The sequence below is a fragment of the Homoserinimonas sp. A447 genome (genome assembly GCF_054489325.1).
Window position 1 is genome coordinate 1,346,846 of sequence record NZ_JBTMWW010000001.1, and the last position, 12,044, is coordinate 1,358,889.

General features: G+C 61.4%; 14 protein-coding genes. 9 read left to right on the plus strand and 5 right to left on the minus strand.

Translation table 11 applies throughout. From position 1 onward, the window contains the following. Nucleotides 1-46: 46 nt before the first annotated feature. On the plus strand, nt 47-1,201 hold the full coding sequence (locus ACX3O0_RS06560; RefSeq protein ID WP_459107195.1) for an IS481 family transposase: 1,155 nt from the start codon (nt 47-49) through the stop codon (nt 1,199-1,201). Nucleotides 1,202-1,472: 271 nt separating this feature from the next. Here the strand turns inward: ACX3O0_RS06560 and ACX3O0_RS06565 are convergent, their stop codons facing one another. Then, nucleotides 1,473-3,836, minus strand: a complete 2,364-nt coding sequence (locus ACX3O0_RS06565) for a penicillin acylase family protein (RefSeq protein ID WP_459107196.1) — start codon at nt 3,834-3,836, stop codon at nt 1,473-1,475. Between the two features lie 185 nt (nt 3,837-4,021). Then, nucleotides 4,022-4,600, minus strand: a complete 579-nt coding sequence (locus ACX3O0_RS06570) for a uracil-DNA glycosylase family protein (protein WP_459107197.1) — start codon at nt 4,598-4,600, stop codon at nt 4,022-4,024. A 213-nt stretch (nt 4,601-4,813) separates the two neighbouring features. On the opposite strand from ACX3O0_RS06570, the gene ACX3O0_RS06575 reads away from it, so the two are divergent. Beyond that, a complete protein-coding gene (locus ACX3O0_RS06575; protein ID WP_459107198.1) occupies nt 4,814-5,263 on the plus strand; it encodes a hypothetical protein in 450 nt (149 codons plus the stop codon). Between the two features lie 24 nt (nt 5,264-5,287). After that, entirely contained in the window at nt 5,288-5,914 is a 627-nt protein-coding gene (locus tag ACX3O0_RS06580; RefSeq protein ID WP_459092396.1) for a TetR/AcrR family transcriptional regulator, read from the plus strand. 115 nt (nt 5,915-6,029) lie between these two features. Here the strand turns inward: ACX3O0_RS06580 and msrA are convergent, their stop codons facing one another. The 3 genes from msrA to ACX3O0_RS06595 form a co-directional block, all read right to left on the minus strand. Further along, nucleotides 6,030-6,584 (minus strand): peptide-methionine (S)-S-oxide reductase MsrA, encoded by a 555-nt coding sequence (msrA, locus tag ACX3O0_RS06585; RefSeq protein WP_459091801.1) that lies wholly within the window; start codon nt 6,582-6,584, stop codon nt 6,030-6,032. Beyond that, the gene (gene msrB, locus ACX3O0_RS06590; protein WP_459107199.1) at nt 6,581-7,060 is read right to left on the minus strand and encodes a peptide-methionine (R)-S-oxide reductase MsrB; all 480 of its coding nucleotides are present in this window, start codon (nt 7,058-7,060) and stop codon (nt 6,581-6,583) included. Before msrB ends, msrA begins: the two co-directional genes overlap by 4 nt. Nucleotides 7,061-7,375: 315 nt before the next feature. After that, entirely contained in the window at nt 7,376-8,077 is a 702-nt protein-coding gene (locus tag ACX3O0_RS06595; RefSeq protein WP_459091797.1) for a sigma-70 family RNA polymerase sigma factor, read from the minus strand. 408 nt (nt 8,078-8,485) lie between these two features. Between ACX3O0_RS06595 and ACX3O0_RS06600 the strand changes: the two genes are divergently transcribed. From ACX3O0_RS06600 to ACX3O0_RS06625, 6 genes are all read left to right on the plus strand, one after another. Beyond that, nucleotides 8,486-9,406, plus strand: coding sequence for a ferritin-like domain-containing protein (locus ACX3O0_RS06600; protein WP_459107200.1), 921 nt, complete (start codon nt 8,486-8,488; stop codon nt 9,404-9,406). A 79-nt stretch (nt 9,407-9,485) separates the two neighbouring features. Further along, complete coding sequence (locus ACX3O0_RS06605) at nt 9,486-9,824, plus strand: hypothetical protein (RefSeq protein ID WP_459091793.1); 339 nt, start codon at nt 9,486-9,488, stop codon at nt 9,822-9,824. Between the two features lie 169 nt (nt 9,825-9,993). Beyond that, complete coding sequence (locus ACX3O0_RS06610) at nt 9,994-10,575, plus strand: sulfite oxidase-like oxidoreductase (protein WP_459107201.1); 582 nt, start codon at nt 9,994-9,996, stop codon at nt 10,573-10,575. Between the two features lie 35 nt (nt 10,576-10,610). Beyond that, complete coding sequence (locus tag ACX3O0_RS06615) at nt 10,611-11,297, plus strand: ferredoxin reductase (protein WP_459108453.1); 687 nt, start codon at nt 10,611-10,613, stop codon at nt 11,295-11,297. After that, the gene (locus ACX3O0_RS06620) at nt 11,297-11,584 is read left to right on the plus strand and encodes a DUF6510 family protein (RefSeq protein WP_459091787.1); all 288 of its coding nucleotides are present in this window, start codon (nt 11,297-11,299) and stop codon (nt 11,582-11,584) included. Before ACX3O0_RS06615 ends, ACX3O0_RS06620 begins: the two co-directional genes overlap by 1 nt. A 30-nt stretch (nt 11,585-11,614) precedes the next feature. Beyond that, nucleotides 11,615-11,953: a hypothetical protein gene (locus tag ACX3O0_RS06625; RefSeq protein ID WP_459107202.1), complete on the plus strand. Its 339-nt coding sequence runs from the start codon at nt 11,615-11,617 to the stop codon at nt 11,951-11,953. Nucleotides 11,954-12,044: the final 91 nt, after the last annotated feature.

Here is a 12,044-nt window from a genome sequence, read left to right on the forward strand (position 1 = left end):
GACATAGTGCGCTCATGTGTCGAGACATCGTGCACAGTCGGGTGCTGTGTCGAAGAATCGGGTCATCGTGTCCAGTGTCGTTCTCGAGGGCCGCTCGCCGAGCGTGGTTGCCGCCGATTACGGCGTCCAGCGACGATGGGTGCACACCCTCGTCAAGCGCTACCGGGAGGGCGGCTGGGACGCGATCGAGCCCCGCTCCCGAAGACCTCACACCAGCCCCACCCAACTGAGCCAGGCCCTCGAAGAGGAGATCGTGGCGCTGCGCACCGAGCTGGCCGTCCAGCGGCATGATGCCGGCGCCGAGACCATCGCCGCGCATCTGCACCACCGGCACGGGAGCACCCCGGCGACCTCGGCGATCTGGCGGGTACTGCGTCGCCACCAGCTGGTCACCCCACAACCGAAGAAACGCCCCCGCTCCTCCTACACCCGCTTCGAAGCCGACCTGCCCAACGAAACCTGGCAATCCGACTTCACCCACTGGCGGCTCAGCGGAGCCGGGATCGAGATCCTCACCTTCCTCGACGACCACTCCCGCCTCGCCCTGTCAATCACCTGCCAACCGGTCGTCACCGGGCTGACCGTCCTCCACGACTTCCGCAAGAACGTCGAGAACTACGGTCCGCCCGCGTCCACCCTGACCGACAACGGCCTCGTGTTCACCACTCGATCCCGCAAGGGCCGCAACAAGTTCGAGAACGAACTACGGCTGCTAAACATCACCCAGAAAAACGGGAGGCCCAACCACCCGCAAACCCAAGGCAAAGTCGAGCGGTTCCAGCAAACCCTGAAGAAATGGTTAGCCGCTCAACCGCCAGCCGACACCATCGAGGAACTTCAGACCCGGCTCGATCAGTTCCGGGACTACTACAACCAGATCCGCCCGCACCGGTCCCTGAACCGCAGGACCCCCGCACAGGCCTACACCGCCCGCACCAAGGTCGGCCCAGCCGGCACCGTCGGCGGCCACTGGCGAATCCGCGAAGACCACGTCGACGACTCCGGCGCCGTCACCGTCCGCTACCACTCACGCCTGCACCACATCGGCATCGGCCGCGCACACAAAGGCACCCGAGTGAAGATCCTCATCCACGACCAACACATCCGGATCATCGCCACAGAAACCGGCCAGCTCCTCCGCGCACTGATCCTCGACACCACCCGCGATTACCAACCCCAAACGAAAAACACCCCCACCTGAATAGGTGAGGGTGTCCTCGATGTCTCGCGACATCTTTCCTCAATGTCTGAAGACATCACAATTGTGGGCTGTTCCAAGAACTCAAGCAGCCGCGGAAAACTCTGGGCACTCTTCGACCCCCTATAGGCCTTTTCCTCCACGCCCCTCCGGATTTTCCTCTTTTTCGCCAGCGCACGCAGACTTCCGATGAATCCGCGCAGCGGCGACACATGGCCCCGCTAACGTGAGGGCAGCCTCGCAGGAAGTGTCGCAAGCTACCGCTGCACACTCTTTACTTATTGGCTGGAGGTGTGAGCTTGATGATGTGTTCGGCGGCGGCTTCGATACTCTCGCGCGCGTAGAGCAATGGAAACGCCTCCCCTCGCGCCCACACCTCGAACAAGTCGGTATAGTGCGGACTTTGCATGTTGCCAGACTGGCCCGGGGCGTTCATCGCAAGTGAAGCGTCCCAGTTGCCGACGTCGATAACAATGCGGAACGTTGATCCTGCGCTTTGAACGAAGTTCGGCCCGTACGCGGTGTTTCCCACAGTGTCGCCGCTTCCGCCGCGCGGCAGGGGGCCGGCCGTCAGTTTGCCCTTGTCAATGCCCTGCATGATCGCCTTCAGGGGATGAGATGCACGCGTCACGTGAAGGCGGCCCCACGCCCACCCGTTGCGGTCAGTCCCAAGCAGGTCCTCGACATCCGCGACCGCCGCCGGGAGCGTAACCTCCACTGTTGCCGCGAGGAATCCCGCCGCATCGGGCCCCAGCCGGCCCCCAGGCGTTTCCATCAGGTCTAGGTCGATACGAGCGTCTGCAAGCAGATCTTCGTTATTGGCAATCCTCCTCAGGACGTCGACCGTGTCGGTATCACCCGTGATTTCGCTGACCGCTCTTGCGAGCAGTGCGGGCCGCAAGTGACGCCGGTACCAGACTTCAAACAGAGCCGCAGCCGGCGAGTCCGCGCCGAGGACGTTGTTCCAGTTGAGAAGCAGGTCCAGACCATCTATATCGCCGGGATTCTTGATAGGCAGTTCCCTGACCACGTTGAGAATTCGACGAGCGGGAATGCTGAGGTGGTCGTTCTGGAGTGCGACCATGTCCCCAACACTCGCGGTCGTGGTCCGTTCCAGAACTTCATCAATGCGGTGTTTTCTGTACGGTGCATACCAGTCGTAGCTGATGTGGCGTTCGCGAGGATAGTCCTCTGGCAAATTCATTTCATTTGCCGTCGAAAGCCATCCGGTCGCGGGGTTGAAGTCACCAGGCAGTTGGTCAACGTCGTAAAAGCCTGCCCACTCGTACCGGCCGTCTCCCGGTACCGGAAGCGTGCCGTCCCAGTTCGGGCGAATTGGGGCAAGGCCACCCGTCTTCCAGCCAATGTTGCCATCGGTGTCTGCGTAAAGCTGATTTTCAGGAGGAGCTCCCCATCTGTTCATCGCCCCGAGGAACTCGTCCCAGTTCTTGGCGCGCATGTAGTCCATGCTTCCTAGGTAGGGGGCCATGCCGGGCTCCAGCCAAGCCGCTCGCACTGCGAAGGCGACCCCGGTTCTCTCATTGGAATGTATTAGCGGTCCGTGGCGGGTGAACACGAGTTCCACTTCAATGGCATCCCCATCCTTTACCTCGATCGTTTCGCGTTCCACGCGCATGGGTTCCCACCGGTCTTGGTAGCGGTACTCGCGGGGGTTTTCAGGGTTCAGCTCGTAAATGTAGAGTTCCTCTTGGTCGATCGCGAAGATCGTGAGTCCAAACGCGATCTGGCCGTTGTGCCCGATGCTGATCCCCGGGAGTCCCGGCTCTCCACCACCGACAACGTCAAGACCGGGGGTGCTGAGGTGAGCGAGGTAGCGAAGCCCCGGAAGGGCGGCAGCGGCTCGGTGGGGGTCATTGGCGAGCAGGGGCCGACCAGTCGCCGTCCTGCCGCCTGCCAGAACCCAGTTGTTGCTTCCCTCCGGAAGAACCTTGCCTTGGGCAGCGTCGGGGTCATCGGTAGCGAACGGCGGCGGGGTCGTTGCCAGATCATAGACGGCGAGAACGTCATCCGGAATCAGATCGATGTCCAGTCCCTCAGGAATCGTTAGGTCGTTGTGCGGCTGGCGTCTGCGCCGCAATTCCTCGACCGCCGGTCCATGATCGCGGATCGTAAGGGCGCGATTTACCTTCTCCCGCACGTTGTAGAAGAGGCCATGGCTGCGGATGCGAGAGACGTCTTCCGGTTCCCAGAATTCGGGTTCGTATCCGATCTCCTTGAACTCATCAGGCAGCAAGCTGGTGTCGTCGCGGGTCATTTGGATGAAGGCGTTGATCCCCTCAACAAAGGCTGTGGTTGCCCGCTTTGCATCTGAACCGTACGAGAGCCAGTCGTGATGCATGTCACCGCGGAACAGGAATAGCCGTGCCGCCCGATCCCTTTCGACATGACTGGTTCCGAACACCCTCGACAGCCGTCCCAGGCCGCGCCGTCGCCAAAAATCGATCTGCCACAGGCGATCGCGGGCTGCGTTGAAGCCCTGCACCCTGAAGGCATCGTACGTAGTTGCGGCGTAAATATGAGGCACGCCCCATTGGTCCACGATGATCTCCGCTAGCCCTGTTAGGCCCGGCAACACCATCGCCTCACTTGTTGTTTTCTTCTTTTCCGGCGACAACACCTGGAACTCCCGTCATGATCTCTGTTCACTCCACCGGAGGATGCATGTTCGGCACTAGCCTCGCTGGAACAAATCGAACGGCTCTACTCGATGCGCTACCGCAATTGAAGCAGAGACAAAACAAGCGGGCGGCTAGACGACCCGCCCCGTCCGGCACGCGCGTCTTCGCCGAGTGCAGACTGAGGTCAGGCAAGCGCGGCGACCACGTACTCTCGGACAACGGGCAATAAGTTGGTGACAAACCACGGGTTGCGGGCCTGCCACCGAAAATTCAGCGGAGACGGATGAACCAGCGGGATGATGCCCGGTAGATACTCGTCGAAGGCATGAACCGTTTCGGTGAGGTTCCGTTTGGTGCAGCCTGCGAGGTAGTGCTGTTGGGCGTACTGGCCGATCAGAATGGTCAGCCGGATCTCGGGCATCAAATCGAGGAGCGGCGCGTGCCAGCGACCGGCGAACTCCTTTCGGGGCGGCAAGTCGCCGGCGGCGCCTTTGCCGGGGTAGTAGAAGTCCATGGGAAGCAGTGCGAACAGGTCGGGATCACGGAACTGGGTCTCAGACACGCCGAGCCAGTCGAAGAGTTTGAATCCACTAGCGTCATTCCAGGCGATGCCGCTCTCCTGGGCCTTGCGGCCTGGCGCCTGGCCAATCACAGCGATTCTCGCGTCCGGCGCCGCCGCGTAGAGCGGCAGGTAGCCGAGCTCCCTCGCCCAGGTGTTCTCCGGATCGGTGATAATTCTGTCGTGAATCGTCTCGAAACTCACGGCTGCTCCTTCTGATCACGGCTGGGCGCAATGTTGCCTGGGCTCATCCACATACCCCTACAGATGAGTGAATTGTGGACCTTATAGTCTGTTCAGTGTCGGCACATAGCCCATGTCCTCGCCTCTGAAGCGCCATCTAAACCATACTATGGGACTATATAGTCCCATAGCATGGAAGAGTGCGTAAGCAGCGTGACCAGTTGGGAGGGTTTGATGAGTACACACTTCGCGGAAGTCTTGGCCAGCGAAGGTGCATACCTGACTGGAGTGACCGACGGAGCAATGCTGGCCTGCTGGCGCCACCGCATCGTCGAGGAGCTCATGACCCCGCAGTCGCCGTATTTTCTGGCAATGCAACAAACAGATGAGGTGTCCGAGCGAGCCGACTTCCTCGACCAGTGGCGCGAGCTCATCGCCGAGACGGTGGACCGGTTGCTCCAGTCCAGCACCACAGTTGACGCCCCCTGGTCCTCCGCCCTGGCCGCGAGCGCCGACGTCGATTCCCAGAAGACTGCCGTGCTGATTCTTGCGGCGCTTCATGGAGGCAGCACCCTGAGTCAGCTTGCACAAGACCCGCGGCCGCTCAACGCCGCGCTCGACCTCGCGCTCGCGCCTTTTGCTGCAAGCGAGGGTAACTGCCGCGTAAGGACGGCGATCGAGTAGCCCACTTAGTAGCATGGACCTGTGATGACGACCGCTGACTTGCACAATGGCAGACGCCTGACGTCGCGTGGTGCAAAGACACGGTCAAAGATCGTCGCCGCGGCAGCTGACCTAATGTACATCCGAGGAGTCGGGGGTACCACGCTCGACGATGTGATCGCGGCGAGTGGAGTGAGTAAGTCGCAGTTGTACCATCACTTCGACGGAAAGGACGCGCTCGTGCGGGCCGTCATCGACCTCGTAGGAGAACGCGTAATAGCTCGTGAGCGCGACGCCCTCGGTCATGTTTCGACGCTCGCAGGCCTGCGACGCTGGCGGGATGCGTTGGTACAGAACAACGCTCTACGGCACGGCGCTTACGGCTGCTCGCTCGGCACGTTGGCCTCCGAGGTTTCAGATAATGACGATCTCGCGCGCCAAACCCTGTCTCAACTTTTTGGCGAATGGCAAGAGCTCCTGGCAGGTGTGTTGCGCAAGCTTCAAGACAGTGGTGCGCTTCCGCCCGAAGCTTCGATCGACCAGCTTTCGACCGGGCTTATGGGTGCCGTCCAGGGCGGGTACGTCTTGGCCCAGACAGCGCGCGATGTCACGCCGATGGCAACATCGATTGACATGGCCCTTGCACATATCGAGAGCCTGTCTGCGAGTTAAGTTCGCCGCGGACCAAGCCACAGACTCCGGCCAGGGTGCAGCCATCGCCGTTCGTGACCAAACCGTTGAAGGCGCGTCCATCGCTTCCGCAGTGAACGCGCCCTCACAGTAGGCGTCAGGCGGTGGTTGCACTGCGCCGGGGAAGCACCCAATCCGGGCGCAGGAAGTGGCAGGTGTAGCCGTTCGGGTACGTAATCAGGTAGTCCTGGTGCTCGGGTTCGGCCTCCCAAAATAGCCCCGCCGGCTCGATAGTTGTGACCGCACTGCCCGGCCACAGCCCAGATGCATCGACATCCGCGATCGTGTCCCGGGCGACCCTCTCCTGTTCGAGGGTGAGCGGAAAGATTGCCGAACGGTAGCTGGTCCCAATGTCGTTGCCCTGGCGATTCAACGTTGACGGGTCGTGGATCTGGAAGAAGAACGCCAGAATGTCACGGTAGGTTGTCTGCGTCGGGTCGAAGACGATCTCGACGGCTTCGGCGTGGCCGGGGTGGTTGCGGTACGTTGCGTAATCGTTCTCGCCCCCGGTGTACCCGACGCGCGTGTCGAGCACTCCGGGCTGGCGGCGAATGAGGTCCTCCATACCCCAGAAGCATCCGCCGGCGAGAACGGCTGTCTCGGTGTCTGATGTGCGGGTGATCTGCCCGGTGTCGATAATTCCGCTGGTCATGATGCGTGCTCCTCTGCGTTGGTAGTTTCGGGTGTCTCGAATAGCGAGCGGTACTCGCCGTAGCCTTGTGCTTCGAGTTCGGAGGCTGGGATGAAGCGCAGCGCGGCCGAGTTCATGCAGTACCGCTGGCCGCCCGCGCCTGCGGGGCCGTCATCGAAAATGTGGCCGAGGTGACTGTCGGCCCCGGTAGACCGCACCTCTGTGCGGGTCATCCAAAGCGATTTGTCCGTCTTCGTTCGAACAGCATCCGCCACTATCGGTCTCGTGAAGCTCGGCCATCCGGTGCCGCTTTCGTACTTGTCGGTCGACGAGAACAGGGGCTGCCCGGAGACCACGTCCACGTAGATGCCGGGCTCATGGTTGTCCCAGTACTCGTTTCGGAATGCAGGCTCGGTCCCGTCCTTCTGAGTGACGCGGAACTGGCTGTCGGTGAGGCGACTGAGCGCCTCCGGAGTCTTGCTGTAGTCGTGTGACACGATTGCTCCTTTTCTAACTTCGCTGGCTGCGGTGTCACAGGGGATAACACCGCAGAAAGTCGTTTTGGTCCCAGAATCCTGAGAACCCGCTGTGACTGCGATCTGACGCGTCACGGGCAGCCTGATTGTCCGCCCCTCTAGAGATGCAGGTCATCGTCTTGCACAGCAGCCAATAGCCCGCGCACATCCTCAGCACACGATTCGCATGCAGCAAGATGCGCCGCCACTCCGGGATTGTGCTCCGCAGCATCGACTCCGGCCGCGAGTAGCTCGACATAGACATGCACAATAGCCCGCGCCCCATCGCACCCGACGTCACGCGAGTCGGCGGCTAGGAATCGCTCGACCCACCTCCACCACCCGGTCATGACCTTTCACCTCTACCTGTTGCTCAGTAGGCTGGGCAGCCGTCGATTCACCCTCCAGATATCCGTTAGCGGCCAGGTAGGAGCGGATCTTACGGCGTGCATCGAAAACGGTCTTGTAGATCGCGCCCCGATTCGATCCAGACTGAGACACCATCGCTTCTATCGGAACGCCGTTGACGACGATCGCGACGAAGAAATGGCGTTGGTGATCTGTCAACGTTTCGGTCATGGCTTGCCGCACGGCTTCGATCAGTTCCCGCTGCTGTGCCTGTGCGAGCGGGTCGGCAGCGAACCGTGCAGGGAGCCGTTCCCAATCCTCGGCGTCGAGCGACACGGATGGCTTGCGCCAAAAGTGGCGGCCGAGTTTGTTGGAGACCTCCAGCACCACGAAGCGATACGCCCAGGTCGTGAATCGGCTTTCTCCACGGAAGGTACTGAGCTTCCCGAGCAAAGAGACCATCGCATCGTTGGCAGCCTGATGCGCGAGGTCGTCGAGTTCCGGTCCGCCGATGCGGAAGATCGGTCCACGGCGATACGCCTCACGAACGGCCACCCTCAGCAACATCTCATGCAGTCGGGCCAAGGCCGCGTCCCGTTTGGTTCCGGCATCGTCGAGCGCGGTCAGCCACGCTGAGGAATCGATATCCATGCCGGTAAGTCCAATCCGGTGAGTGCGCCGACTTGTGTCGCGGATGATCCAGCATCAGCGCAGTCGGCTTTGTGGCTGATGGCTCCTGCGTTCTCCATTGACGAGCTTCGGCGCGTGTCCGGCCGGTGATCCTGGCCTGTCTGCCGATCAGTCGATCACGAAGTAACAGAACTATTTCGTCCAGAATACGATGCCGCGGTACGATCGGCAAGAGCGTGCCCTCCTTGGGTTGAGCTATCTGGTAATCGAGGGCGTGGCACGCCACACTTCACTGGCAACTCTCAGTCTTTAAATCTGGACGACAGGGTCCATTGTGGGGTAGAAAGATAGCAGTGTCTCGACAGCCGATTCGAGCACACGGCGGTCGGCCTTCGGCGTGGCCGGAATCATCGAACAGCAGGAGTCAGGATGTCTGAGAACCGCTTCATCAGTGATGCCATCAGCGCCAGCGCGGAGACAACAGCGGACCGCGTCAAGCTGACCGACATGGTCGCCGAAGCCGCGACCGGCGCACCGGCGGCTGCGACGGCCGAGGACGGGCCCAGCGATGCTTCGATCCTGAACTTTGCGCTCAACCTTGAATACCTGGAGGCCGAGTTCTATCTTCGTGGCTTAACAGGGCACGGGCTTCCCGATGACATGGTGGGAGGGACGGGGACGCCCGGTCAGGTATCCGGCGGCCGTCAGGTCGATTTCCGGAGTCCCTTGATCAAGAACATTGCCCGCGAGATTGCCATGGATGAGCGAGCCCACGTTGCATTCCTCCGCGACGCACTCGGTGACGCGGCTGTTTCACGCCCGCGGATCTCTCTCGATCACAGCTTCACCGCCGCGGCGACCGCAGCGGGTTTGATCAAGCCGGGAGAGATCTTCGATGCCTACGCGAACGACCGCAACTTCCTCTTCGCCGCCTTCCTCTTCGAAGACGTGGGAGTCACCGCTTTCAAGGGCGCGGCACCGTTCATCTCAAACAAGACCTACCTGGACGCAGCAGCGGGCTTGATGGCGACCGAGGCCTACCACGCCGGGATCGTGCGGGCCACACTTTTCAGCGAAGGGCTCGCAGACGACTCCGTGTTCGACGTCGTGCAGAAGATCTCCGCAGTTCGCAACTCAGTCAGTGGCCCCATCGACGATGATCAGGATCTCGGCACCAAGGACATGGCCAATCTCGTTCCCACCGACGCGTACGGTCGGACGTTTGGCCGGAGCGCAGCCGAGATCCTCAACATCGTCTACCTCGATCCCCAGGCGGGAGGCTCCGGTGGCTTCTATCCGGATGGGCTCAACGGCGACATCGTCCACGGCACCGGGGCGATCGCGAAGTGAATGCGTGCCGTCTGCCGATGACCGGAAATCCGTGTCGCTGCATACGTCCAGAGGGCACATCATCTGAAGGGAGCATGTCATGTCCAGAGCGGAGAGACCTGCGATCAAGAATGGCGACCGCATTGATGCAGGCGACATTGCTGAAGCGTTGACGAGAGCACCATTCACCTACGCCGACGGGGCAACTCAGGTGTTCACTCCTGACGGCCGAACTACCTACACCGAGAACGGGCGCCCTACCTTCGGAGAGTGGGGAGTGGACGCTCAGGGGCAGTTCTGGTCGTTCTGGCCACCGACCTATCGCGCCACCTATGACGTCACTTGGATCACCGACGCCGATGGTGCCGTTGGCGTCCGGTTCACCGACCCTTATCGTGGAGCGACTTCTGAGGGACGATACACCCCTGAGGACACCTAAGGACGTCGTCGCGTCGGGACGTGAACAAGGTAGAACCGGCCGGGGATCTCTGGAAGAAGAGGAGCACCGGGACTACCTTTAAAAGTTCCACCCCGACTATGCGCGAAACCCCGTCGACCGGCCGGCCGGCAAAGAGATCTGTATGCGAATTGTTTGAGGGAGAGAGAAGATGGCCACTTTCGGAGGTCGCCGGCGCGACGACAACCCTGCGCTCCCACCTGGGCAACATTTGACAGAGTCTTTTCCGGTGCTGTCGGCAGGCCCAACCCCCTCGATCGATACGAAGGACTGGGAGTTCTTCATCCGTACCGAAACCGGACAGACCCACCGGTGGACTTGGGACCAATTTCTCACTCTCCCATCCGAGGACATTACGGTCGACATCCATTGCGTGACTAGCTGGTCAAAGCTCGGCACCGGCTGGAGGGGAGTGTCATTAGACACCCTGTTCGCCGAAGTGGAGACAGGCTTCGAATTCGTGATGGCCCACTCCTACGGTGGTTACACCACGAACCTTCCGTTAGAGGAAATCCTCGACGGGCAGGCATGGATCGCCTACGAATACGACGGCGACGAGCTTGACCCGGAACACGGCGGCCCGGCACGCCTCCTTGTGCCCCACCTTTATTTCTGGAAGAGCGCCAAGTGGGTGCGGGGACTTGTCATGCAAGGCGAGGATAATCCGGGCTTCTGGGAAGAGAATGGCTACAATCTGCACGGCGACCCTTGGCGAGAAGAGCGCTACGCGTGACCCGCCCGGCCGTCGGTTGGCTCACCGGCAGGCTCGTGCGCGCAAACTCGCTAACCGCCTCGGCGCGGAGCATCACCTTCGCTGTGCCCAGCTGGCCAGGTAACGATGCCGGGCAGCATGTCGATGTCCGGCTCACCTCACCGGACGGGTATCAGGCTGTCCGGTCTTACTCCATCGCTAGCGCTGGCCCGGGTGAGGAGATCGAATTGGCAGTCGACCGACTACCGGATGGTGAGGTCTCCCCGTTCCTCGTCAATGACCTCGAACTCGGTGACACGGTCGAGCTCCGGGGCCCACTCGGTGGATGGTTTGTATGGCGGCCGGAACAGACCCCTCCCATCCAACTGATCGCCGGCGGCTCCGGTGTTGTCCCATTCGTCGCGATGATCCGCACACACGCCAACGCCTCCAGCCCCGTGCCGATGCAGCTGCTCTATTCGCTCCGCACAGCCGATGACGCGTTTTTCCGTGATGAACTCTCCCAGCCCTCCGCTACCGCTCGGACGACCTGGCACTACACCCGCACCGTTCCGCCGGGATGGTCTCGATCAGCCGGACGGCTCACAGCTGAAGACCTGAGGGGCGAGACGCTGCCACCGGAACAAGCACCGCTTACCTACGTTTGCGGCCCAACCGGTTTCGTTGAAACAGTCTCCCGCGCCCTCATCAGCCTCGGGCATGCACCGGACACCATCCGCACCGAACGCTTCGGAGGAACCTGATGGATCACCTCGATGGCAATGTTCTCGCTGGCCCGATCACCGAACTCTTCGTCTTCGAGCCGACGACGACGCAGGGCCAATGTCAGTCCTGTGGTGATATCGCAACGCTGGGTCAAGCCTTGGTGTATGGCCAGCCAATGGGTTTCGTCGCCCGCTGCCGCAACTGCGACGACGTCCTCATCGTCATCGTCGAACGCGCCGGACGGAAACTGCTCAATATGCGGGGCCTGCGTTGGCTGCAAGTCCTCGACTCCCTTGAGCGCGGCGACGACGAGATCCAACACTGAGAGTACAAATAGGAAGCTGGTGCAACGAACGTGAAGCAGAAGAAAGTACAGACATTTCCCGTGATGGACAGGGCTCTGGGTGCACCTCGCGAGGATCAAATCGCCGGCATTGTCCAGCGGGTGTGGGCGGACTCAAAAGTTCATCACGGCGATGTGGAGCCACTGCTGCGGGAGTGGCTGAGCGCAGTGGGTTGCGTGGTGAGCGACAACGAGTTTCAGGCCCTGCTCGCCAAGGCCCGTGGCGAGTTTGCTCGGGTGGCGTCGGCGTCGGACACCGACCCTGCTCCGCATTGCCCGGCGGGAACGTTGGTGGCATGCCTCTACTGGGATGTGCAGACACTTGAACGCGGCGGGACTCTTCAACCGTGACCATCCGCGGGCGGCCCAGCCACCTGGGTTGCCCGCTCGCTGCGAGGCAGCCGAGCCCGGCCACCTCATTCGGAAAGTGAAAGGGTGAAAA